Annotated in this window: 27 protein-coding genes; 14 read left to right on the top strand and 13 right to left on the bottom strand. The window is 33.9% G+C overall.

Translation table 11 applies throughout. The features are described 5' to 3' along the window. Nucleotides 1-142: 142 nt before the first annotated feature. From LPC09_RS20590 to LPC09_RS20580, 3 genes are all read left to right on the top strand, one after another. Nucleotides 143-1252 (top strand): AI-2E family transporter, encoded by a 1110-nt coding sequence (locus LPC09_RS20590; protein ID WP_231308184.1) that lies wholly within the window; start codon nucleotides 143-145, stop codon nucleotides 1250-1252. 82 nt (nucleotides 1253-1334) lie between these two features. Then, the gene (locus LPC09_RS20585; protein ID WP_231308183.1) at nucleotides 1335-1556 is read left to right on the top strand and encodes a spore germination protein; all 222 of its coding nucleotides are present in this window, start codon (nucleotides 1335-1337) and stop codon (nucleotides 1554-1556) included. Between the two features lie 145 nt (nucleotides 1557-1701). Beyond that, nucleotides 1702-1950: a YueH family protein gene (locus LPC09_RS20580; RefSeq protein WP_231308182.1), complete on the top strand. Its 249-nt coding sequence runs from the start codon at nucleotides 1702-1704 to the stop codon at nucleotides 1948-1950. Between the two features lie 13 nt (nucleotides 1951-1963). Here the strand turns inward: LPC09_RS20580 and hpaB are convergent, their stop codons facing one another. Further along, the gene (hpaB, locus tag LPC09_RS20575) at nucleotides 1964-3406 is read right to left on the bottom strand and encodes a 4-hydroxyphenylacetate 3-monooxygenase, oxygenase component (protein ID WP_231308181.1); all 1443 of its coding nucleotides are present in this window, start codon (nucleotides 3404-3406) and stop codon (nucleotides 1964-1966) included. 373 nt (nucleotides 3407-3779) lie between these two features. Continuing rightward, a complete protein-coding gene (locus LPC09_RS20570; RefSeq protein WP_231307480.1) occupies nucleotides 3780-4973 on the bottom strand; it encodes an ISL3 family transposase in 1194 nt (397 codons plus the stop codon). A gap of 399 nt (nucleotides 4974-5372) precedes the next feature. Here LPC09_RS20570 and LPC09_RS20565 point away from each other — a divergent pair, with 399 nt between their 5' ends. The 6 genes from LPC09_RS20565 (at nucleotide 5373) to LPC09_RS20540 (ending at nucleotide 11802) form a co-directional block, all read left to right on the top strand. Further along, complete coding sequence (locus LPC09_RS20565; RefSeq protein WP_231308180.1) at nucleotides 5373-6593, top strand: EAL and HDOD domain-containing protein; 1221 nt, start codon at nucleotides 5373-5375, stop codon at nucleotides 6591-6593. A gap of 194 nt (nucleotides 6594-6787) precedes the next feature. Continuing rightward, nucleotides 6788-7012 (top strand): hypothetical protein, encoded by a 225-nt coding sequence (locus LPC09_RS20560; protein WP_231308179.1) that lies wholly within the window; start codon nucleotides 6788-6790, stop codon nucleotides 7010-7012. Nucleotides 7013-7404: 392 nt separating this feature from the next. Next, nucleotides 7405-7545: a DegQ family regulator gene (locus tag LPC09_RS20555; protein WP_098795571.1), complete on the top strand. Its 141-nt coding sequence runs from the start codon at nucleotides 7405-7407 to the stop codon at nucleotides 7543-7545. Between the two features lie 142 nt (nucleotides 7546-7687). Beyond that, nucleotides 7688-8602: a polyprenyl synthetase family protein gene (locus LPC09_RS20550; RefSeq protein WP_231308178.1), complete on the top strand. Its 915-nt coding sequence runs from the start codon at nucleotides 7688-7690 to the stop codon at nucleotides 8600-8602. Between the two features lie 44 nt (nucleotides 8603-8646). Further along, nucleotides 8647-10941 carry a histidine kinase gene (locus tag LPC09_RS20545; protein WP_231308177.1) on the top strand — a complete coding sequence of 765 codons (2295 nt, stop codon included), beginning with the start codon at nucleotides 8647-8649 and terminating at the stop codon, nucleotides 10939-10941. Nucleotides 10942-11409: 468 nt separating this feature from the next. Beyond that, the gene (locus LPC09_RS20540; protein ID WP_231308176.1) at nucleotides 11410-11802 is read left to right on the top strand and encodes a hotdog fold thioesterase; all 393 of its coding nucleotides are present in this window, start codon (nucleotides 11410-11412) and stop codon (nucleotides 11800-11802) included. 93 nt (nucleotides 11803-11895) lie between these two features. Here the strand turns inward: LPC09_RS20540 and mnhG are convergent, their stop codons facing one another. The 7 genes from mnhG to LPC09_RS20505 are packed head-to-tail and all read right to left on the bottom strand — an operon-like array spanning nucleotide 11896 to nucleotide 17650. Further along, nucleotides 11896-12252 (bottom strand): monovalent cation/H(+) antiporter subunit G, encoded by a 357-nt coding sequence (gene mnhG / locus LPC09_RS20535; RefSeq protein WP_098795575.1) that lies wholly within the window; start codon nucleotides 12250-12252, stop codon nucleotides 11896-11898. Next, nucleotides 12236-12520 (bottom strand): Na(+)/H(+) antiporter subunit F1, encoded by a 285-nt coding sequence (locus tag LPC09_RS20530; RefSeq protein ID WP_098795576.1) that lies wholly within the window; start codon nucleotides 12518-12520, stop codon nucleotides 12236-12238. Before LPC09_RS20530 ends, mnhG begins: the two co-directional genes overlap by 17 nt. Continuing rightward, nucleotides 12520-12996: a Na+/H+ antiporter subunit E gene (locus LPC09_RS20525; RefSeq protein WP_098795577.1), complete on the bottom strand. Its 477-nt coding sequence runs from the start codon at nucleotides 12994-12996 to the stop codon at nucleotides 12520-12522. Before LPC09_RS20525 ends, LPC09_RS20530 begins: the two co-directional genes overlap by 1 nt. Before the next feature lie 5 nt (nucleotides 12997-13001). Next, nucleotides 13002-14480 carry a Na+/H+ antiporter subunit D gene (locus LPC09_RS20520; protein ID WP_098795578.1) on the bottom strand — a complete coding sequence of 493 codons (1479 nt, stop codon included), beginning with the start codon at nucleotides 14478-14480 and terminating at the stop codon, nucleotides 13002-13004. After that, nucleotides 14473-14814 carry a Na(+)/H(+) antiporter subunit C gene (locus tag LPC09_RS20515; RefSeq protein ID WP_098795579.1) on the bottom strand — a complete coding sequence of 114 codons (342 nt, stop codon included), beginning with the start codon at nucleotides 14812-14814 and terminating at the stop codon, nucleotides 14473-14475. Before LPC09_RS20515 ends, LPC09_RS20520 begins: the two co-directional genes overlap by 8 nt. Continuing rightward, nucleotides 14814-15236 (bottom strand): Na(+)/H(+) antiporter subunit B, encoded by a 423-nt coding sequence (locus tag LPC09_RS20510; protein ID WP_098795599.1) that lies wholly within the window; start codon nucleotides 15234-15236, stop codon nucleotides 14814-14816. Before LPC09_RS20510 ends, LPC09_RS20515 begins: the two co-directional genes overlap by 1 nt. An 8-nt stretch (nucleotides 15237-15244) precedes the next feature. Next, entirely contained in the window at nucleotides 15245-17650 is a 2406-nt protein-coding gene (locus LPC09_RS20505) for a Na+/H+ antiporter subunit A (protein WP_231308175.1), read from the bottom strand. Between the two features lie 198 nt (nucleotides 17651-17848). Here LPC09_RS20505 and LPC09_RS20500 point away from each other — a divergent pair, with 198 nt between their 5' ends. After that, nucleotides 17849-18076, top strand: coding sequence for a hypothetical protein (locus LPC09_RS20500; RefSeq protein ID WP_098795581.1), 228 nt, complete (start codon nucleotides 17849-17851; stop codon nucleotides 18074-18076). A gap of 140 nt (nucleotides 18077-18216) precedes the next feature. Next, nucleotides 18217-18774, top strand: coding sequence for a DUF5366 family protein (locus LPC09_RS20495; RefSeq protein ID WP_098795582.1), 558 nt, complete (start codon nucleotides 18217-18219; stop codon nucleotides 18772-18774). 52 nt (nucleotides 18775-18826) lie between these two features. Here the strand turns inward: LPC09_RS20495 and LPC09_RS20490 are convergent, their stop codons facing one another. Together LPC09_RS20490 and LPC09_RS20485 are read right to left on the bottom strand one after the other, a co-directional pair. Further along, the gene (locus LPC09_RS20490; protein WP_098795583.1) at nucleotides 18827-19234 is read right to left on the bottom strand and encodes a thiol-disulfide oxidoreductase DCC family protein; all 408 of its coding nucleotides are present in this window, start codon (nucleotides 19232-19234) and stop codon (nucleotides 18827-18829) included. A gap of 32 nt (nucleotides 19235-19266) precedes the next feature. Then, complete coding sequence (locus LPC09_RS20485) at nucleotides 19267-21084, bottom strand: transglycosylase domain-containing protein (RefSeq protein WP_098795584.1); 1818 nt, start codon at nucleotides 21082-21084, stop codon at nucleotides 19267-19269. A gap of 586 nt (nucleotides 21085-21670) precedes the next feature. Here LPC09_RS20485 and kapD point away from each other — a divergent pair. Continuing rightward, a complete protein-coding gene (gene kapD, locus LPC09_RS20480) occupies nucleotides 21671-22249 on the top strand; it encodes a 3'-5' exonuclease KapD (protein WP_231309790.1) in 579 nt (192 codons plus the stop codon). 97 nt (nucleotides 22250-22346) lie between these two features. Here kapD and LPC09_RS20475 read toward each other — a convergent pair whose 3' ends face one another. Beyond that, nucleotides 22347-22730: a kinase-associated lipoprotein KapB gene (locus LPC09_RS20475; RefSeq protein WP_098795586.1), complete on the bottom strand. Its 384-nt coding sequence runs from the start codon at nucleotides 22728-22730 to the stop codon at nucleotides 22347-22349. Nucleotides 22731-22882: 152 nt separating this feature from the next. Here LPC09_RS20475 and LPC09_RS20470 point away from each other — a divergent pair, with 152 nt between their 5' ends. Together LPC09_RS20470 and LPC09_RS20465 are read left to right on the top strand one after the other, a co-directional pair. Then, nucleotides 22883-23080 carry a hypothetical protein gene (locus LPC09_RS20470; protein ID WP_098795587.1) on the top strand — a complete coding sequence of 66 codons (198 nt, stop codon included), beginning with the start codon at nucleotides 22883-22885 and terminating at the stop codon, nucleotides 23078-23080. A gap of 92 nt (nucleotides 23081-23172) precedes the next feature. Then, a complete protein-coding gene (locus LPC09_RS20465; RefSeq protein WP_098795588.1) occupies nucleotides 23173-23745 on the top strand; it encodes a superoxide dismutase family protein in 573 nt (190 codons plus the stop codon). A gap of 45 nt (nucleotides 23746-23790) precedes the next feature. Here the strand turns inward: LPC09_RS20465 and LPC09_RS20460 are convergent, their stop codons facing one another. Continuing rightward, nucleotides 23791-24366, bottom strand: coding sequence for a sensor histidine kinase (locus tag LPC09_RS20460; protein WP_098795589.1), 576 nt, complete (start codon nucleotides 24364-24366; stop codon nucleotides 23791-23793). Nucleotides 24367-24560 lie beyond the last annotated feature (194 nt).

Raw genomic sequence — 24560 nt, 5'->3', positions numbered from 1 at the left:
TATGAAAATTTGAATTATTTTGAAACAATTTCGAGGAATAGTCGTATATACTGTTAGATACAAATGTTTAAGTTGCTTAAGGAAGGATATAGATGACTATACTGAAAAATAGATAAGGTCTATAGAAACTGGAGGAAGTAGAGTGTTAAGATCAAAAGTTCATTTTTGGACATTGCAAATTTTATTAATGTTATTAATTGTTTTTGTAGGAACAAGGGTTTCCTTTTTGTTTGAACCCATAATTGTTTTTGCATCAACTTTGTTTTTCCCAATTCTTATTGCGGGAATTCTATTCTTCATTTTTAATCCATTAGTGAAGTTACTTGAAAAAGGAAAGGTTCCTCGTACGCTGGCTATCCTGATTCCATATATTGTATTTATTGGCGTCGTTACAGGGATTGTTTTATTTATTGGACCGATTGTTACAGAACAAATAACAGATTTAGTGAATAATTTCCCTTCATACGTAAACGAGTTTACACAATTTATTATTAATATGTCTCAAACTCACTGGTTTACATGGGTCATGGAGCAGGATTATGTGTCATTTAAGCAAATTGAAGATACATTGACTGGTTATGCGAAGAGCCTGCCGGAAAATATTACAACAAGCTTCACAGCTGTGCTTGGTGTTGTAACAAACATTACCTTAACGATTATTACAGTTCCATTTATTCTTTTTTACATGTTAAAAGATGGTCATAAGCTCCCTTCTACGGCAGTAAAGGTTTTACCATCAACATATCGTCATGAAGGATTGAAGATTTTACAAGATTTATATGAAACGTTAGCAGCTTACATACAAGGACAGTTAATTGTGTCCATTGCTGTCGGGATTGGATGCTTCATAGGATACACTATAATAGGACTTGATTATGCACTTGTTCTTGGAATTGTTGTCGCGGTAGCTAATATAATTCCTTATTTGGGGCCGTTTATCGGTGCTGCTCCTGCCGTCATTATTGCTTTATTAGATTCGCCGACAAAAGCATTGCTTGCTGCTTTAGTTGTAACGATTGTTCAGCAGCTTGATGGGAATTTCCTTTCTCCGTTAATTATCGGGAAACGTTTGAACACACATCCTTTAACAATTATTTTACTTTTAATAGGAGCTGGAAGCTTTGGAGGAATCATTGGGATGATTCTTGCTGTTCCAACGTATGCCGTGTTAAAAGCTGTTGTTTTAAATGTTATTCGATTAATCAAATTAAGATCTAAATATAAAGAAGAGCTAAAGAATGCTGAAGTATAAAGCTCGGCGAGAACCCTTTTTTCCTCTTTTTCATATAATGTTGAACAATTAATTTTACATTTATGTTACAAGGAGGAAGGATATGCCGGCATTGGTTGGACCTATCAATCTTAATAGGATAAATGATGCAGCTGTTTTTAAAGTAGGTGATACGTTTAGCCTGTCACCTAAAAGTCAAAGTGAGTCATCTGTTGGTGCAGGGGCATTAAATACAGGGGATTATATCGAAATTGAAAATGTGTTTAATATCACAAATTTTGAAGATAGTGATATTGTGGATCAACCAAGCATTTTTAACTTTTAAGTTGTATTAAGAGTTATCATCTACTAGAACTGATTTAGGTTCCTGCTAAATCAGTTCTTTTGTTTGTTGTTTGGGTAGAGAATGCTGAAATTGAAAGAAACATGAATTATAATAATGTCAGAGACTACTGAAAGGATGAAGAATAGTGAAAATTAGAAAAGCAAATGTGAAAAACGGAGAAGAATTCATAACAAACGTTTATATTTATGAAAATAAAAAACAAGAATTCAGTATGATTGCCATCCCGGAAATTGAGTGGTCTACGACTGTTAGCTATGAAGAGGGAAGAGAAGAACTTAGTCTCCGCCTTCAATCATCTTTATCGAAAAGAGTGGAATCTGATACTGCTGGTGAGCTCGCAGGTAAAATTGGACATTGGGTAGGTGAAATGTAAAGAGGCTTTGTCGTTAAGCCTCTCTATTTTGCTCTAAAAATTTTTCAACATCACGAATGTATTCTTCTCGTGGGTACCCCTGATAAAGAGTTGATGTTAGCCTCTTGGGATCACCAAAAAAGTACCGTTCATATTGTGTTTGTCGTGTTCCAAAGCTGCTCATCGTAAGATCCCATGCAAGGCGAAAGAGTTTCGCTTTTGTTTCAGCATCACAAGCATATCCTTGACAGAAATGATCAATTTCACTAACTAAGCTGGAAGCAAAATCCTCTTCTGAAGGTATAGCTACCATTCCCCCGGCACCTATTAATTGAATGATTTCAATCATTCGAGGGTAGAGCTTTGGGAAAATATTTGATGCAACAAATAAAGAGTGAACATATGGAACCATTGTCCCCCATTCGTCTTCCTTTGCTTCAAGCTCTGAACGATCTAAAAGAGCCTTCATTGTTTCTAACCCAATAATCATTTCACTAATTTTTTCTTGTATATGATGATACTCTGATACGTTTAAAGCAGTAACCATTTTTTGAGCAAGACCAATTAAGAACTCTGTTTTTGTAATTTGTCTAATAATGACCTGGTGCAATGCTTGTGGTGTAAAGCTACTTCTTGCAAAAAGCTGATGTGCAAGATCATTGCGGTGATAAAAAATAACTCTTTCCCAAGGCACTACTACATTATTAAACACAATCATCGTGTCCATTTCATCGAAACGAGAAGAAAGTGGATAGTTAAATTGAGAGTCGTCTTGATAAAAGGATTCACGGCATATAAATTTAATTCCATCTGCATCTGAAGGAATACTAAAACAAAAGGCATAATCATCGGTTTGACCTGTTGGTAAGATGAATACCTCGTCAGTCATACCTCCTTGTGTTGCTAACATCCTTGCCCCTTTTAGTATAAGTCCATCTGATGTTTTCTTTACTATTTTTGCAGCAATTGGTTGTGAAGATAACTCATGATAATTTGTTGAACGATTTACTTGTGGATTGATAAAGCTGTGTGTGAAGGAAAGATCTTTTTCTCTGGCATCTTCATAAATATTGAGTAGATTTTTACAAAACTCATCACCTTGTTCACGTAGAATAGTAGCTGAAGCTGCGAACGTCATTAATGCTGTGTTTAAGTAATCTGGTGTACGTCCCATCATTCCTGCTGTTTTTTTGGCCCAAGTTTTAATCATATATCTTCTTGCTTCTAGGTCTTCTTTCGTTCTGGGTTGCAAAAAAGATAGTCCTACACGTTCATTTGATGTAGGAGATGTAAATGTCATTTTTTTTATAAAATCAGGATGAACTTGAGTGTCATACAGAGATGCCTTTGATTGCATGGCACCTTTATAGACTGGGTGCTGAGAGAGCTTCCCTGAAATTTTTTCCCCCTTCACCCATACATCAGGATGTAGCTGATCCATGCGCTCCAAATATTTTTCACCATTAATTGCAGGCATTTTTTTCACTCCCTACCTATATGTCATTACTATATGAAAGGATGGGTAATGAGGTGAGAAGATACATAGGATGAAAACATGTTGGAAAAAGAAGAATAATATAGAGAGGAATGATGCTGTCTATGGATGAATATTGTAAGTATTAATAAGAAAAATCTGACTGTAAGCGCTTACCTTAGGTTTAAGTCTCTTCACCATTTTCTGTGATAAACACCTATCCCAGAAATAAGTTAGCTTGATTGTGTCGCAATCAAACTATCTCCTTCTTCAGCTTGTAGACTACTTAGTTAGTAACTTGGATGCGGTCAAGTGCTTTCCTTGACGGCATCCAAGTTACTAACTACCATACTGATAGCTGAAGAATAAAAGAGAGTTATGCTACTTGTTTTTTATAAGTGTTTCCTGTACATTCCAGAAATACACGTAATCTAAACCGTTCTAAATTTCTATAACCATAGGCTCTTCTTTTAATGTTTTTAACCTTATGGTTAGTACCTTCGGTCCTTCCGTTTGTATATCTTGACAAGAAATATTGAAGAATTTCAGCTTTCCAATTTTCAAGGGTTTTAGCTACCTCATGAAAAGAAGGATATGGACTACTCCATGCAAGTTGAATCCATTCTTCAAACGATTCTTCTGCATCATTATAATTATCAAGTTTATACATTTCTCTGAAGGTTTCCTTAAGGTAATAAGCTGAAGCAAGTAAAGGATATTCTTCTAATAACTCATCTAATCGGACTTTTTGTTGTTCAGATAACTTTTCATACCCTTTTAACAATAGGAATCTGGCTTTCTTTAACTTAGGGTATTTCTTTCTGACTTTATCTAGAGCTTGTGTAACTTTTTGAACAACATGATACTTATCAATCACTATCGAAGCCAAAGGAAATAAAGATTTAATTGCTTTGTGAAACGGATCCCACATATCAACTACAACCGTTTTTACAGCTTGAGATGATGAAATGTAATTTGTTAACAACTGAGAGGTAGACTCATAACTACGTTGATGAATCATACCTAGAATGCATCCTAGCTTTGCATCAAGAAGTACCGTTTCATATCGATGACCCTTTCTAACGGCTACCTCATCTAGGCTTAAGACAAGGTCATCTTTGTCAGTAGCGTGTGTAATTGCCTCTTTGTGAATAAGTGCTTTTTCATGAGCCACTGAGTAATAGATCCTTTCTAAAGTGGTATATGGAATATGGTATTTCTCACTAACATGTTTAATGGTTGTATCTTGGCAAAGTTGATACAGGTGTTCACGGAGACGATTAGTTTGATGTTTACCAGGTTCTATTGAATCGTAACACTCTGAAAATACTTCAGAGCAATTTAAACATCTATACCGTTTTACCTTAATAAGCAGATATACTTGCTTATTTAATATATCAAGATCTCTTACTTTTCTTGTCCTTCTATCATGGACAAAAGAAGAAAGAAAACCACAAAAAGAACAACGTTCTTTTACTGAATTCTTTTGAACAACAACAACATAACTGGAAGTCAAATCTTCCTGTTTAACAACTTCAAATTCTGGCAAATCTAGTGATACGGAAAGCACTTTTGGATCCTCCTAATGTGTAGTTTGGTCGCTAACATTATTGCCAGGATTTCAAAAGTGTTTTCTTATTTTTTTCTTATCACAAAATTTGGTGATGAATCAGGTTTAATAAATAATACCATGGAAAAAATAATGACTACAGATCTTTATAAAGGGTGTGAACACTATGCATGAAGACAATTTTTTTAAAGGAATGGCTTGGGCCACATTGCTGAGTGTACCATTATGGTTGTCATTTTTCGGATGGATTAAAATAACGTTGAGTTTTTTGAGTCATTTATAATACTATAGACCCGCAATTATTAGTAAATAACCAAAATATGATTTATTATTAAGATAAATGTAGTAAAATAGAATAAATTGAAATTATTGGTTATTTTTTGTATCGGGGGTCAAAGCATGGAGGTTTTTGTTGCACGGCAGCCAATATTTAATATAAAAGAAGAAGTTTTTGCATATGAACTTTTATATAGAGGAAGTAAGGAAAATATATTTCCAGATATTGATGGAGACCTTGCTACAACAGAAGTCATTATTAATAGTTTTTTAAATATTGGTATTCATGATTTATCAGAAGGCAAACGTTGTTTTGTCAACTTTACAGATAGTCTGCTAAAATCCCGAGTACCAACATTTTTTAATCCCTCCTCTATTGTTGTGGAAATATTAGAGAATGTTGAAATAAGTGAAGAGCTAATTCTTTCATGTAAAGAGTTAAAAGAATTAGGCTATACTATTGCGCTTGATGATTTTTATGTCCAAGAGCAATCATCCTTATTACCGAGATTATTACCTTATGTTGATATCATCAAAGTGGACTTTCTAAACACATCCAAAAGTGAACAAAAATCCATGGTTCAACGGTATCGTCCTTATAATATAGAACTTTTAGCAGAAAAAGTGGAAACAAGAGAGGATTTTTTATTTGCAAAGAAAACGGGATATACATATTTTCAGGGTTATTTTTTCAGCAAACCACATATTGTTTCAAGTTATGATGTTCCTTCTTACTTAAAAACGTATTATCATATACTTTCAGAAATAGCGAAGACAGAGCCTAATATTGATAAAATTGCCTCCGAAATTGAGCATGATATCTCTATGTCATATAAGCTGTTAAAATTAATTAATTCACCGGCTTTTAGACCTGTTAATAAAATTGAATCTATCAAACAGGCAATTGTCCTACTTGGATTAAATGAACTTAAAAAATGGATTTATGTTATTTCATTAAAAAATATAAATTACCCAAAAGATATTAATATGCAAGAAGTAATTAAGTTATCCTTAATTCGTGGGAAGTTATGTGAACAGATTGCCATTTATCTTGAGATGGGTCAGTCTGCACCTTTCATGTTAACAGGAATGTTTTCATTAATTGATACATTGATGCATCGAAATATCCAGGATGTGTTAAAGGACTTACCACTATCCGATGATATTCAAGATGCTTTGCTCGGGAAAGAAAACGATTTATATCATGTGTTACTTTGGGCCGAAAGTATTGAAAAATCAACTTGGAATATAGAAGGTTTGAAAATACCAAAAGAAGAGATTAACCGCATTTATTTATCTTCTATTGAATGGGCAACAAACCTTATGGAATTAGATGAAAAGTAGGGGAATTATAAATTTTTTATTACGAGAACAAGTGTGGGTACTTTACCCGCACTTTATTTTTTTCGATGTTCAATAATAATTTGTAATTATTTGAAGGAAACTGTCATCAAACAGAGAATGTTAAAGATATGAGTGTATACATCCTATGACAAGTCCTCAAAATTCTCTTTATTCTAAGGAGGCTTGTAGACACGATGATGGTGCAGCCAACATTTTATGAGTTAGATGACAAAATGGTTGCGGTTTTTTCGGTGTTAAAGGACAATTGCAAGGTGACAATGGAGTGTTTGTATTCAAAAACAGGAATTGAGGATTACACAATAGAGTATCATGGTCCTCAAGAAATGAAATCTCAGTTGATCGAATTAGCTGTTTCAGAGGCAGAAAACATTTTTACAAAGACTATATTGTCTGTTTAAGTTAGGTAGAGATCTATTTGAAATAGGTCTCTTTTTTAGGCTGTTTTTAAAAAATTTTCATCTGGTTTTTTAATTAAAGCGATAGTGGAGCACAATGGAATAGACTTTTTAGCTCAAAATATGAAATTAGGGCTACCATATACCCATAAAAACAAAATGGCAGACGAAATGTTTATTTGTTAGGACTTAAGGTAGAAACAAAAATAAAAAAAGGTCGGTAAGACGAAGAAATATATAATTTGAACTATTGCGTTTGACTTGCGGTATCACGCATTGAGTCATAAGAATTATTTTCGGTGAAAAAATACCTTATTTAGATTAGAATTTAACTTATAGAAAGCAGACTAGGTTGGCCTTACATTCGCTTACCAACAAATAGGGAGTGTGAAACTGTGAATCAACAGAAGATTGATGAAATGACACAGCTTTTATTAAAGATAGAACAAGAGTTAAAAGAATCAAAAGAATCGCTGCAGCTTATAAATAAAAGTATCGATAAATATGATAAATTTGCATTTTTAAATGTATCTTAAGAAACTTGGATAAAACCAAGTTTCTTTTGTTTTTTATTGACATAATTTGGCGGTTAGTTGAGAATGGAAGATGATTGATTTATTCATTGAAAGAGATCTCAGCATGTAGTCATATAAACCTAGACAGGTGGTTGGCCAATAGATGGTTGATAATGAACATATTAAACAACAAATGATTCAAATCATTGAATCGCAAGTAAAAGAGAGCAAATTACAGCATCTTGTTGTTTCTTTTATTAAGGAAAAAGACAACTTTCATTTTGCTCATTTGGCCATATTACATTATGAGGCATTCGAGGGAAAAAATGCAGAAATAGTGAGGCTTGCTGCTGCTATTCAATTACTAATCTTATCTTTTGATATGTTGGATGATCTTGAAGACTTAGATAATCTGGAAGAGCCATGGATGAAAATTAACCCTTCTATTGCTTTAAATGCGGCAACGATGATTTATACGTTAAGTCATAAAGTGATATTATCATTATCTTCTCCATATAAGATTCAAATACTTGATGCATTTACTCAGTTTTCTCTCCAAGCAATGGAAGGGCAGCATCTTGATTTGGAAAACTCTTTATTTACTGAAGATGAATGTATCAAAATGATGAAGTATAAGTCAGGTTCTTTAATTGCATTAGCATCTGTAAGTGGCATGCTTTTAGCTGGTGCAAATGAAGAAAAAGTTGAGATCTATTCGTATCAAATTGGAATTGCTGCACAAATTGAAAATGACTTTAGAGATTTATTTAATCCAAATAAAAATGATATTTCAGCACAAAAAAAATCATTAGGCTTTCTTTACCTTCAAAAAAAGTGTAACGAACATGCTTTGGATATTATTGAAGGCTTTAAAAGTGAAAAAACAGTCGAGGCCTACTTTGGAAGTTATACAAAATTTAGTAACAAACTCTCAAATTCCGGAACTGTGCATTATTTAAATGTTATGAAGCAAATAGCTGTGAATAAAGCAGCAAAATTAATAAATGAATTACCAATTAAACAAGACCAAGTTGAGAGATTAAAAGCTGTTCTATTAACTAGTAAAGAACAATTTTGAACGATTAATATCATAATTTATGTTGAAAGGTGATTATAATTTAGATGCGTCTTACCTTTAATAGGATGCTCCAACTATTAGTCATATTAAGTATCATTTTTGTCCTTTATATTATAATTTTAAATTATAAATACCCATATGTTGGAGCTAGAATAATTGAAACAAATAACGAAGAAATGCTGATTTCTGAAATTGAGCCAAAAACCTGGGCAGAAAAAGTGGGTATTCATGTTGGGGATAAGATCGTTGAAATAAATAACAAAGATCCACAGCTTCATGTTCCAGCTGTTAGTCATGGTCTCCTTGAACAGATAAATTCAGTTAAGGTACTTAAGAAAAATGGAATAACTAAAGAATATATTGTTCCATCAACTTTATTCAGTAATCAGGTTTTGTTTATAATAATCATCCCTTTAGCAGTTCTTGCTTTATGCTTGTTTAGTATTTATTTTATTAATAAATCAAACAAAGAGACAAATCAACGGTCTGCTCATTTATTAATACTATTTTTATTAATAGTAGCCATGGCTTATCTTAGTGCAAGTGGTTCTTCAAGGGGAGATTTACTAAGTAGATACGTGAATATAGCATTATTTACATTAGTTCCAGTAAGCTATTTACACTTTATCTATCAATATTTTAAAGAATTAGGAAAAGAACTTTTCAGATTTTCTTATATTATATTTGGTTATATGCTGGTATTTATCAATATTTTGGCTGAATTAGTTCATAATTTTTGGGGAATGACCATAATAAGTAACAAGTTGCTTACACTAGTGTCGTTTCTTATTTTACTTATTTTAACTTTTAGTTTAAAGTTTTCAGGTTTAAGAAAGATTAGATATTCAGAACAAGCATATTTAGTCAAAATATTAATTGTAACCAATGTTTTAGCTTTTACACCTTTTCTTTTGTTCTATGTTATTCCGTATGTGATTTTTCAAAAGTATGTATTTTCGCCAATATTTTTATCTGCTTTTTTACTTTTAATTCCCTTTTCATTAGTTTACCAATTTTTGGTAACGAAGATATACGATATAGAATTCTTGTTAGGAAGACTTAAATATTATTCAATATTAGCCATAATTCCAACTCTGATTATGGTTATGATTATGTTCACTTTAAAAGATAGCAATCAAACTTTTTCTTCTGTCCACCTTTTTGTTTATATTTACTTAGCTATGGTGTTCATTTTTTATGTGAAGGAAGTTTTAGATGATCGTTTTAGATTAAAGCGATTTTCTGAAAAGTATAATTATCAGGACAGTATTTTTAAGTATACTCAAAGCATAAGAAAAGCAAGCAATTTGGAACAGGTTATTGCAGAATTAAAGCAAGTAATTGTGGATGTACTCCATGTTAGCAAGGCATATTTTATCGAGCTTGATAAGGTAAAGAATATTACTTCTGTTGATCCCTTAGCAAAGGAACCAAACTACAGATCTTATTTAAAAGAAATTAAAGAAGCTTCAAATGAAATTGGTAAGATTGTTGAAGTAGATAAAGGTTTTGTTATTAATATAGGTGTAACTGACAACAAGAGCTATGTATTAGTATGCTTGTCTATACTAAACACACCTAAATTAACTCGTGATGAGGTGTCATGGTTAAAAACTCTTTCGTTTTACACGAATGTTTCATTAGAAAACTTTTTGAAAATTGATGAACTAATGCAACACTTACAAAAAGTTGAGACAGAGGAAGGAAAACCAGATTGGCTGAATAAGATTTTGTTTTCTATAGAAGAAAAGCAACGATCTCATTTAGCTAAGGAAATAAATGACTCTGTTCTTCAAGACTTGGTTACTTTAAAAAGGCAATGTGAATTGGCAATGTCAGAAGAGGATGCTGATGTTCTTAAAAAACAGCTACAAAGCATAAACAGCAGTATGACGAAGGTTATTAAAGAAACAAGAAAAACATGTCAAGAACTGCGACCACAGTTACTTTATGATTTAGGCTTAGTTAAGGCATTAAATAAGCTCATTATGCAATATCAAGACATTGTAAGCTTTGATATCCGACTTAATACTGGAAATATAAATGCTTCTTTGGATATTGATACTCAATTAAACATTTATCGAATTGTACAGGAATTGCTTATAAATGCTCATAAACATTCAGAAGCAACAAATGTTATGATTATTCTTGTTTCTATAAAAGATAAGATTGTTCTCCATTACGAGGACGATGGTATTGGTTTTAATTATGAAGAAATAGGTGATCAAAAAGAAAGAACAGGCCTTTCTGGTATTAGTGAACGGGTCAAAGCTTTAAAAGGATCGTTCTTAATTGAAACATCAAGAGAAAATGGATTAAAAATAGATATTGAAATATAGACTTGGTGAATGCCAGGTCTATTTTATTTCAAGTAGTTTTCCTGTATTCTTTAATTTTACAAAAACTAAACAAATCCTCAATATAGCCATGATATTTATCCATTAAGATGTTAATTATATCCTTTTAGGAATCAGGAAAGCGTTTCCTAAATGAGGAGGTTATAATGGATATTATGGCTGTACTTCCAACATTACTTTTATTGTTTGTTTATTTTATTTTTGTTGTGTTTGTTCTAAGAAAATAGTAAGAATTTTTGCAGGATTTTAGCTGTTATTTAAGTCTGAAGGTTATTTCATCTTCTACTTATGTAATTATGCACACTTAAATTCTTTAAAGCCATTAAGTGATGATTTGATCTTTTATTTTTCGCTTCAAGAATCTCCTTATGATAGACTATATTTACAATTGTTTAAAGTAAACAAGGTAAATTATTAAGAGTAATAGACTATGTGAAGGGTCGGGTCATAATGGATTTTAATGTGAAAAATACATTAATGGAGACTTTAGGAATAGAAGTAACCACTGTTACACCTGAGTGTGTGATTGCCACAATGCCAGTAGATCATCGTACACACCAACCATTCGGATTACTTCATGGTGGGGCATCAGTTGCTCTTGCAGAAACTGTAGCAAGTATTGGCGCTTATAATCTAGTTGATCATGAAACAGAAGTATGTGTAGGTCTAGAAATAAACGCAAATCATATTCGTGGGAAAAAATCAGGTGTAGTCACAGCATATGCTAAACCTGCACATCGTGGGAAAACAACAATGGTATGGGAAATAAAGATCGTAGATGAAGATGAAGAGCTGATATGCTTGTCCAGATGTACAATGGCAATTTTGAAGAAACAAAAATGAGGAAATCTTTTATTAAACGATGATATTGATCATGCATGCGCAAAGCAAGAGGACATTAGTTAATTAGAGGATAAAAAAGTAGATGAGCAACGCTCATCTACTTTTTTCATGTTTTCTTGCTTTAGCTAAATCATCTTGAATACTTTTCTCCCACAACGGAACACCGGTATTATATGCGGCTCTACTTATTAGATGTCCTGCAACAGGCGCTGTGATAAAGACAAAGATAATCCCTAAAAGCACCCTAGAATTTGCATGGTGATCAATAAGTAAATAATACATAAATAATCCCAATAGGATACTAATGATACCTAATGTAGCACTCTTTGAAGCAGCATGGTTACGAGTATACGGATCAGGCAAACGAACAACTCCGATTGCTGCTATTAAGCTTAGTAACGAACCTTGGAGAATAAGAAAGCCAACAATGAATTTACTGATTTCGATCATTTTCAATGATCTCTCCTTTCTCCAGGTATTTAGAAAAGGCAACAGTACCAATAAAAGCCAATATTCCTAATAGAAGAATAACCTCAACAAAAGCACTTGTGTTAAGAACAATGGAGATAATAGCCGTTATTGCAATTAAGTTGATCCCGATTGCATCTAGTGCTATAACACGATCTGGTGTTGATGGTCCTTTTACTAGTCGATAGACGAATAAAAGAGTCGAGATGGCAACGATAATGAGTGAAATGGTCATAACTAGCGTAAACATTAACGGCTCACCTCCTTGATCGCTTTTTCAAACGTATTTTTTATATCAAGTTTTGCTTGTTCGACGTCATCAATATCCATTGCATGGATATATAATGTTTTATTATCTTCAGAAACTTCAAGCACGAGAGTTCCCGGTGTTAATGTAATGAGATTGGAAAGAATCGTAATTTCCCACTCCTTTTCAAGCTCCGTCTCAAGAGAAAAAATTCCTGGTCTTAAATTAAGCTTGGGAGAGAGTATTACTTTTAGTACAGATACATTGGATTTAACAAGCTCTACTAAGAAAATATAGAGAAGCTTAATAATCGCAATCACGTTATATAAATAAAATCTGTGTTGAAAAAAACGTCTTAGAACAAAAAGAATTAATATCCCGAAAAAGTACCCTTTAGCAAAAGCTAAGGAAGAATAATCATTCGAAAGAAACATCCATAAGAACCCTAAAATAAAGTTAAGTAAAATTTGAAATGCCATATGATCTACTCCTTCAATACGGCTTGAATATAGATTGATGGATCAAGCAGAGTATCGGCAGCCTGTGAAATATAAGGTGATAGTGATTCAACCCCAAAGCCATAAGCAATTGACAATACAAGCAAGATGACTATTGGGAGTATTAACCCCTTTGTAGCCTCTTTATTAACTGGGATTTTATTTGGCTCTCCCCAAAAACCATGGATGAATATCTTCATTACAGAGTATAGTACTAACAAACTTGATAGCAGTACAACGAAAGCAATTGTGTATTCACCAGCTTCAAAGCCGCCCTGAATAATTTTTAGCTTTCCGATAAAGCCGCTGAGTGGTGGAATTCCTGCTAAAGCCAAAGTGGCAATTAAGAACATCCATCCAAGAAAAGGGTGGCTAGCAATCAATCCGCTAAATTTACGTAAATTACTAGTGCCTGTTATCGCAATAATTGTACCCACTAAGAAGAATAATGCTCCTTTAACAATCATGTCGTGAACTAAATAATAAATAGAGCCTTCTACTGAGTTTGGAGTGTTTGCTGCGATTCCAAATAAAATAACACCAACTGCAGTAATAATGTTATAGATGACAATCTTTTTAATATCCCAATAGGCAATTGCTCCAATGACACCAAAAACAATTGTTAGTGCTGAAAGCCAGGCGAGTATTTGGTGTGTAAAAGATGGCTCGTGATAGAAAATAACGGAATACACACGTGTAATGGAATAAACCCCAACTTTTGTTAATAAAGCGCCGAACAATGCTGTAACAACAGCAGGTGGTGCCTGGTAGGAGGCAGGAAGCCAAAAGTACAACGGGAAAATCGCACCCTTCAAGCCAAAGATGACTAGAAAGAGAATGGCGATGACTGTTAATAACCCGGATTGCCCCATATCTGCTATTCTTACACTTAAGTCTGCCATATTTAATGTTCCTGTTACTGCATATAAATACGCTACCGCAATAACAAAAAGTGCCGAAGAAATAACATTGACTAAGATGTATTTAATTGACTCGCGAAGCTGATTTTTGGAGCTTCCTAATACAATCAACAAGTAAGAAGACATAAGCATGACTTCAAAAAATACAAAGAGATTAAAAATATCACCTGTTAGAAAAGCACCAGTTACACCTAAAAGTAAAAATTGAACTCCTGGATAAAAGTAAAACTTTTCTCGATCTCTTGTTACGGATGAGAAAGCAAACAATAACGATGTAAAGCCAATTATACTTGTTGTTAACACTAACAAGCTAGCATACATATCGGCAACAAGTACGATTCCATAAGGTGGTGCCCAATTTCCGATCTCTAGTGTCTGAATGCCGTTTGTATGAACGGTCTGAACGATCACAATGGAAGCAATGACACTTAAGAATGAAGCAGCAGCACTTAGCCATTTTTGAACAGTAATATGTTTGTTGAAAAAGATTAAAAGTATTCCCATTAAAAATGGGATGACAATTGGCAAGATAATTAAGTTATTCATATTGATCATTTCCCCTTAGTTGATCCATATCATCAGTCCCAAGCTCTTGGTATGAACGGTAGGCAAGAACAAGGAAAAAGGATGTGACTCCAAAGCTAATAACAATCGCAGTTAAAATTAAAGCTTGTGGAAGTGGATCAACGTAGACTTCTGCATGCTCACCAAGCAATGGAGCAGCACCTTTTTTTAGTCCTCCCATCGTTAAGATGAGTAAATGTGCACCATGACTTAGCAAACCAGTACCAATAATAATTCGTAATAAACTTTTGGATAACATTAAATAAACCGCAGCCGTAATAATGATCCCGACAACAATAGACATTAAAATTTCCATTATTCCGTCTCTCCAATCGTTTGAATAATGGTCATCGTTACACCGATAACAACGAGGTAAACTCCTAAATCAAATAATACCGCTGTAGCTAAGGATGTTTTTCCTAGCAGAGGTAACTGTACATAGCTAAATGTATGTGTTAGGAACGGAACATTGAAGAAAAATGAACCGATTCCTGTTAATACAGCAATTAATAAACCAGTTGCCGTTAACTTCAGATAATCAACCTGTAGGGTATTGACAACTGTTTTTATATCAAAGGCTAATAACAGTAAGACGAGTGCCGCAGCAGTCATTAGTCCGCCAATAAAACCTCCACCTGGTGTATAGTGTCCAGAAAAGAAAAGGTGTAATGAATAGATAATGATAATAAACACAACAATCTTTGTAACAGTTTGAAAGATGATATCATTTGTTTTTATATCTTTTTTCACCCTTTTTCCTCCCTTCTGACTTTTAAGCGAATCATACCAAAAATTCCTAGTGCAGCAATCCCTAAAACAGCTATTTCAAATAATGTATCAAAGCCTCTAAAGTCTACAAGAATGACGTTAACCATATTTTTTCCACCAGCCAGCTTATAGCTGTTTTCAATGAAATAAGTTGAAATTGTTTCTGATACACGTTGGCTATTGGCAGATAGAGCAATAAGTGTAACGATCGTACCAACACCTAGAGATATAAGTAGGTTTGTTAATTTAAAGTGAAGCTTTTTTTCTTTCTTTTTAAATTCCGGTAAATGGTAGAAACAAAGCAGGAACAACGCTACTGATACTGTTTCCACACATAATTGCGTTAAAGCTAGGTCAGGCGCCCGAAATAGGACGAAAAAGAGTGATAATGAGTATCCAACTGACCCTAGAGCAATAATGGCAGTCAAACGGGATTTAGAAAATAAAACTGTCACTGTACCAATTACCATAACAAAAGCTAAAACTGCCTCATAAACACCAATTGGAGCAGTTCCTGCCAGGGAGAATGAAAATCCTCCGGTCGCAACCAAGGCAGATCCTAGAATAAGAATAAAGAAGGTGAAAATATACGCTAGATAATCACGGATAAATCCAGTCATATAAAATCTAGTTAAACGGAACGAAGATCGATCAAGTTGATGTAATGCTGCATCATATCCTTTATTTAGCGTTAGCTTTTCAGGAACTAGACGATAAACAGATCTCCACTTTGTAAGAGATAAGTACCCGACAATACCTAATGCAATAACACCTATTGTCATGAATAATTCAACAGTGAATCCATGCCAAGGATAGATATGAACATGAAAATGTCCTTCATCACCTAGTAATCCCGGAATGATTGAAGCCATCGCCGGTTCAATAATCGTGTAAGCTAAAATGTTCGGGAAGAAGAAGAAAATAACGACAAGTGAAGCCAATATAATCGGCGAAATGAGCATTCCAATTGGTGCTTCATGTGGCTTCTTCTTAAGCTTTTCAGGTTGATATTTCCCCGTGAAGGTTTTAAATACCAATACCATGCTGTAAATAAAAGTGAAAATACTACCAACCCAGGCGATAATCGGAAATAATAGACCAATTGTTTCAATATTGAAAACATCCATTTCCATTACACGAATCATACTAGTAAAGAACATTTCTTTACTAAGAAAACCATTAAAAGGAGGCAATCCTGCCATTGAAAAGGCTCCAATAATTGATATCGTGAACGTAATTGGCATCAAACTCATAAGACCGCCAAGCTTCCTGATATCACGTGTTCCTGTTTCATGGTCAATAATTCCAACCACCATAAACAAGCTTCCTTTAAAAGTAGCATGGTTTATTAGATGGAAAATAGCAGCAAGCGTCGCAACTGTATAGTAGCTATCATCAATAGACTCTAGAGCTAGTGCAGCGGAACCAACACCGAGCATTGACATGATCATTCCTAATTGACTGACTGTTGAGAATGCAAGTATCCCTTTTAAATCAGTCTGCTTCACTGCATTGAATGATCCCCAGAACATCGTGAAAATACCGAATGATGAAACAATCCAAAACCATTCAGGTGTCCCGGAAAATACAGGACTGAAACGTGCTACTAGATAAATCCCAGCTTTAACCATGGTTGCTGAGTGGAGATAAGCACTTACTGGTGTTGGTGCTTCCATTGCATCTGGTAACCAAATATAAAATGGAAACTGCGCTGATTTTGTAAAAGCTCCAAACAAAATTAAAATAAGAGCAGGAACAAAAAGTTCATGCTGTGCTATTTCCGGTACTTGACCAACAATTTCTCGAATGCTGAAAGTACCGGTCATCATATAAAGCATGATAAAACCACCAAGCATGAGAAGGCCGCCGAAAATAGTGATAAGCATAGACTTCTGTGCACCGTAACGTGATTTTTCTCGGTGATACCAATAACCAATTAACAAGAAAGAAGAAAGTGATGTGAATTCCCAAAAGGTGTATAAGACAATTAGGTTATCTGATAAAACAACACCGAGCATGGCACCCATAAACATGAGTAAATACACATAGAAGGTGTTTAATTGTTCTTTCTCTTTTGATAGGTAATAAATCGAATAGAGTACAACTAAGGCACCGATTCCAGAAATTAATAACGCAAATAACAGTCCAAGACCATCTATGTATGCGGTAAAGTTAATACCAAGAGAAGGTATCCAATTTGCGGTGTAACTGATTTGTTCACCGTGCATCGTTGAATCTAGAAATTGTATAAAATAAACAAAGAGCAGGATCGGCAATCCTAGTACAAACCAGCCTGTATGAATGTTACGAAAGTACTTATACAGGAATGGAATAAGTATGGCAAGTAAAAATGGTGATAAAATTGCCACGTGTAATAATGTCATCTTTTAACCTCCTTATTGTATTTAAAACAAATCTGGCTCAGTATTACTGATTTATTATGTTCCAGATTGTGGAGCACTATGAAATTATATCAAATATTGCTCATTTCGAGTTCATATGAACATAAAAATGATAACAAATTTCTGCTAACTTGTATATTATAAAGACCTTAAGAACATCCTAAGGTTTGAGGTGATTCCATGCACAAAACAAAGATTTTTGTCGCAGGATGTTTGTTTTCATCCTTGTTTAGCAGTGCTTGGTATATAAATGAAAGAGTAAAACGAGAATATGTCGAAACGATTTCATTTGAGGACTCAGTCATACAGTTAACAAATACTGAAACACCGATTGAATCGTTAACAGAGGAAGCAAATGTATTTGAAAAGTTTCGACCGCGTGAATATGTACGCGTTGTACTTCGTTAACAGGGTGTTAATTATAGACATCCTGTTTTTTAGTACAAAGAAATATGAATTTCTATTTATTTACATGAAGTCTTGTCAAAGCGAATCTGCTAATTCATAATAGGATGGAAACTGAATTATTTAGCAAGGAAACTGATTTTATGAAAAATACATACTTTACTAGTTATTTTCCGCTAATTACAATCTTATTATTTAGTGCTTCGTTATCGATCGTTACAGTCATGATTGTAATCGATTATTTGCAGGTGTTTGGTATTTATGATGGAATGCTGGAATTCTTCTCTAATAGTGGGATCAAGCTGGCGTTATTTACTGTTTTTTCTCTTCTGTTTTTTATGCTGTTTTCAGCATTAAAACTAATTGCAAACACGGTTACTGAGCTTTCGCTTTTGTTTTTTTCAAAAGATGTAGCAGGTGAAAATTTGACTAAAATTAGAGGAGGATCTTCCATTTATTTAATTGGTGGGGCACTTTCTCTTGCTGCTGTTCAGTATCCTTATGCAATCATCGGAATATTTCTTTTAGCAACACTGATTTATTTTGTTTTTATCGTTTATAAATTTAGTCAGTCATTAACCTCGCTATCTTTAATAGGATTAGTGCTATTTCATGTTCTTTTTTGGTTTATCTTTATACTTGGAACATTGTATCTATGTATTAGGCTTTATAATAGTGTGATGGCGAGCTTGCCTGTCTAAAATAAAAAAGCTGAGATTGACGGATAACATCAATCTCAGCTTTTTTTATTGTTCAAGGTAAAAACCTTTTTCTATCCTCAGGTTTTGGGATTGTACATTGATCTTTTTTGCCAAACCACTTATATCGATTTCTTGCAATGAAGTCGTATAGCAGGTCTCGAATTGGTCTCGGGACTATTTTGAATAGATATAGAAGTTGCCAAGTTCCACCTAGAAGTTTACAGATTTCAAGAACAGCTGATGATTTTGTATAATAGCTACTACCCCTAATCACGACTAAACTATTGAAGTTAGTAGTCGGAAGTTGGAATTTTTCCAAGAGTTCTTGTCCTGTGTTTGACTGCAGAGCAGCGAATTGAAACTTAGCTTTTTTATCGTATCGAATAATAAACTGAACAGCTTGATCGCAAAAATGACACACTCCGTCAAAGAGAAGAATAGGCTGATTATCTGCATTCAAATTTTATTCCCCCCTTTTTGAAGTACTTGTCTTTATTTCATCATTTCTTTCCAAATAAGAAGATGTGAGCCTCTGTCATAAACACTCCTAATGTTAGCAGGCTGATCTTTACCAATCCAAACTACACCAGTATACTGATCCGTTAAACCAGCAAACCATAAGTCATGATAATCGTTAGAAGTTCCAGTTTTACCACCTACATAGCTTTTATTCATTGCAGCCTTTTTACCTGTGCCGCTTGACACAACAGCAGAAAGTAATGATCGCATCTGTTTGTTGGTCGTTTCCTTCCATACGCGAATAGGATTCTCACCCCATTCGTAAAGTGTTTTGCCTGTTTGATCAGTTACTTTAACAATAGCATGATTTTCATAATATATACCGTTATTGCCAAAAGTAGTGTATGCATTTGTTAATTCAAGGGGAGAAATTCCATACATCATCCCACCAATGGCAGCTGGAAGGTGATAATCTTGTTTTGAGATTTTCGCAAAATTAAATGGCGCTAAGTAAGAAAAACCTTTTTCAATTCCAATTTCATGAAGCATCCGCACTGCAGCAGTGTTATAGGAGTATTTTAAAGCCGTTTCCAATGAAACCATGCCATAATTTCTTCCGCTATAATTTTTGGGACAATAGCCACCACTGCAAAATCTGCCTGCGTTGATTCGGGATTTGGTAGTTGCTCCGGTTACATCTATATAAGGTGCATAATCCAGTAATGGTTTAATAGAAGAGCCGGGTTGCCTATAAGCTTGAAAAGCGCGGTTAAATTCAAATTTATTATAGTTTGTGCCTCCAGCAAGGGCAACAATTTGATGTGATTGATGATTAATGACTGCAGCAGCACCTTGAATATCATCGGATTGAATGTAAGTGTTAATTGATTGAACAAGTTTATTTTGACGTTCACTTTCTAACGCTGTATAAATGATCACACCTTGACTTAAAATGTCATTTACACGTGTATTTATTTGGTTATGATCCTTTAATCCTTCTTTTGCAGCAACCAACTGCTTTAACTCATGGTGAACATATGTTACATAATCTGGTTGAATATCTACTTCCTTCTTTATAGAAAGTTTTATAGGAAAATTTGTTGCGGTCTCTCTCTCTTCCGCTGTAATAGCTCCGAATTCATATAGAGTTTGTAGTAATCTTTCTTGTCTTACTTTTGTTGCTTTATAATTTTTAACTGGATCGTATTGTGTGGGATTATTTGGTACGGCACTAATAAAGATAAGTTCAGCTAGATGTAGTTCGTGAATTTGTTTATTAAAATAAAAATCTGCTGCTGTTCCAATTCCATACTGACCATTAGCGAAATAAATAGCATTTAAGTAGTATTCAAATATTTGTTCTTTTGTAAAGGATTTTTCAAGTTGATAGGAATAAAGGAGTTCGCTCAGCTTTCGATTATAAGATTGTTCGTGATTTAAATAAACGTTTCTAGCCAGCTGTTGAGTAATAGTGCTTCCGCCTTGCTCCACCGATTCAGATTTCGCGTTAATTAATACTGCTCGAAACATACCAGCAGCATCAAAGCCTATATGGTCAAAGAAACGCTGATCTTCTGAAATGAGATAAGCTTTTTTTACGATCTCAGGGATGTTTTCGTATTTAACATAAATCCGATTTTGTTGATTTGATGTTATTTCTGAAATAAGGCGACCCTCATGATCATATACATAACTGTTTTGTGCTAAATCAACAGATTCAATGGGTATTTTTTCATCCAATATGGTACTAATCCCTTTAATAGCTTGAGATTCTTTACCTGCCACAAAAACACATATGATGAAGATTGGTACCATAGTAAAGATACAAGCCCAACCAAATAAATGTCGCATACTGATTCACTTTCTTTCTACTTATTCTGCTCTATAACGACACAACAGAGACAAAACGAATAAACAATTTATATGTTATATATCGGAAAAACTCAATAAATTTCAACAGTCAATTTAAAATTATACCTAATAATGATCGTTGCTGAATATATTGTAAGATAGAGTAAAGATAATCATCTAGTCAATTAAAAATAGTCAAGGGACAATTCATTATTTTTGGAAAAATTAAAGTTCTTTTTAATGCATCGGTGATATAATAAAGAAAACTCGTTGATTGGCGAGCCTGAAAGGCGAAGACAGAAACGTAGTTGCCCTTATACTTCATACTTAGAATTGGCCACTACGTCGAATCAACCCTCTTTGCTGCCAATTCATACCTATTTAACGTATAAAGAAAACTCGTTGATTGGCGAGCCTGAAAGGCGAAGCGTGATGAGTAGTAGCCCTTATGGATGTTGATTACCTACGTAAAAAACTTTTCTATGTTGCCAATATTTTCTTAACGTTTAAATAAAATAAACTAAAGGAGGAGCGAAACAGATTGGAGGGACAAGAGCAATTATTATTTATTGATTTTGAATTTACCATGCCGGAAGGAAAAGCGAATCCAAAGGGCTTTTATCCAGAAATTATTGAAGTGGGTATTGTTTCTGTTAAGAACCAACAAATTGAAGAGCAATTCTCCTCATATGTTAAACCGAACAAATTCCCCTTATTAACTGAGCGATGTAAAACTTTTCTGCAAATTTCGCAAAATAAAATTGATCAAGGAATGACTTTTTCAGAGCTTTTAGCTGTACTAAATGATTATAATAATGGATCATCAACAACTGTTATTACTTGGGGCAATATGGATATGAAGGTGCTCCGTCATAATTGCCAAATGAGTAGTGAAGAATTTCCATTCACAGGAAAATTTAGAGATTTATCAATGGAATATAAAAAGTTTTTTGGTGATCGTAATCAAACCGGCTTATGGAAGGCTGTTGAGGAATATGGGAAAAAGGCTACCGGTAAACATCACCGTGCATTAGATGATGCCCTAACTACGTACAATTTATTTAAATTAGTTGAAGAGGATAAAAGGTACTTGCAAAAGCCATCCCCAACAACAATAGGTGATCGAATTGATCTGTCAAAGGTATTAAATAAATATGCAACATAAAGCAGAAATAATGTACAAAATTATGTATATGAAAAAAGCTCAATAACAATATTTAAAAGTAAATGCTAAATATTGTTATTGAGTAAACATCTTTCAATTAATGAGGGAAATACTCTTTCTCAAGAACATCAACCCTTTTCAGGGATTCCTTAGCCCATTCAATATTATTTTCTTCAAGTTCTTTCTTCATAACATCCAGCGCTTTTCTTAGCGACTGCTGATATTCTGGAATTTCGTCTTCGAATCGTTTTACCATCTGTTTTGGAACGTTTGTTTGTTCGTTGTAAGCCAATGCCCTTCTCTCGTGAAAAAATTGGACATCCACCTGTTTTGGATTATGTAAATCACCTTGTTGTGGGTGCTTTAGGACAGCTTTAACTTGTACTAAATAATGCATAGGTTTAATGTCGGTAATAACACCAATGTATTTACCTGTTTTATAAATGCCTGTTACAACATCTCCGATTTTCTTTTCATCCATTATTCTCACCCCTTGGATATTTATTTTATATCTTTTATAGTACCATGAAGGCTTTAAAATCGCATTTGTGACTGTTTCTTGACTATACTTTTAATAGCTAGTGAATTCGTCTAAAACTTGCTATAGTTAGGAGGAAGAAAGGTCGTGAAAACATGAATCAATTATTTCCTATTTTTGGATTATTTTTATATTTTCCTGAGGATAAGTCAGAATATATACCTGCTGCGATTACAATGATCATTTTTACTATAGCAGCTTTCTTTGCTTTCCGATTTATCATGAAGCTTTCTAAAAAAGAACAAGAACAAGTAGAAAAATTAATAAATCAAACGAAGCAAGATCAAGACTAAGACTAAGGGAAGACAACTTTTCATAAAATGAATAAGTTTATACATTGTGACAAAAAATACCCTATAGCCAAACGATTTCATTGGAGGGTAATATGAAACGTAAAACATTTTTGTCTTTGTACTTTGTTTTTCCTTTTATTTTGTCCGGTTGTATGGAAAAAGAAATCACCAAAATGGATGTTGAAATGTTTAATGCAAGTGGTGATTCACTTGGTACCATTAAAGTATCTGAGCAACCAGAAGGTGTAAAGTTTGAAGTGATGGTAGAGGGGTTACCAGAAGGTGAGCATGGAATAAACATTCATGAAAAAGGTACTTGTAAGGGACCTGATTTTAAAAGTGCTGGAGATCATTTGAATCCTGATGATAAAAAGCATGGGCTTTTGCATCCCGAAGGTGCTCATGCAGGGGACCTTCCAAATGTTATTTCCGAAAATGGAAAAACAGAAGCGGAATTAATGGCTCCTCAATTAACCCTAAAAAGTGGAAAGAAAAATTCTATTCTTGATCCAGATGGAGCAGCTATTGTGATAACGGAAAAAATGGATGACGGCATGACTCAGCCAGCAGGAGATTCAGGAGCTAGAATTGCCTGTGGAGAAGTAACGGAAAAAGAAGCAAATCGTGGCGATAAGAAAGAAGTCAAACCTGAGGAAGAAGAATAATCATGTAAAGGTGACAGAATCATATCTGTCACCTTTTATTTCTTATTAACCTGATAAATTCTCGTTAAAAAGGTGAGAATAATCCGAGCTGGTATCGAAGTAAAGAGGAAAAGAAATAATAGCAACTGTTCCTTTGCTAACTTCACTTATGTATTTGACAGAACCACCATGGTTTTTAACTATACTATATGTAACCGTCAGTCCAAGTCCCGTTCCATCATCTTTAGAAGAATAGTATGGTTCTCCTAATCTCTCAATTTGCTCTTTAGTCATTCCAATCCCGTTATCAGATATTTTAATATGTATTGTGCTTTCCAATAAACATGCATGAATTGTTACCAAACCTTCCATATTTGGAACAGCCTCTATGGAATTTTTGATAATATTAATAAAAACTTGTTTTAGCTTAATTGGGTCTCCAAAAACATACAAATCCTTATCAATTTCACATTTGAATTTTACTGTTTTATAGTTTGCATAAGATGTCATGAGCGTAGTGATATCATTTAGAGTATCGGTTAAGTTTATTTTTTCTTTGGCCATGCTTTTTTGTCCAGCCATACCTAGATAGTCAGTTATGATGGCTTGGGCTCGATCCAATTCTGTTAACACAAGATCCATGTACTCTCTTCTTTGACTATCTGTACTTTATCTACAGTATATAAAGAAGTAGTATTTAACGTATTTAAAGTTAAGTATTGCTTCTTTTTTGTTTCTTTAAAATCAACTTATCTACAGTGGGAAAATATAGTATTCATAGTTTTTATAGAAAGAGTTTCATAAATGTATCACTATCTAATCTGGAGGTGATGTTT

It is taken from the genome of Metabacillus sp. B2-18, from assembly GCF_021117275.1.
GTDB lineage: Bacteria > Bacillota > Bacilli > Bacillales > Bacillaceae > Metabacillus.
Note: the sequence above shows the minus strand (reverse complement) of the source record. Positions and strands in the feature narration are given on the sequence as shown.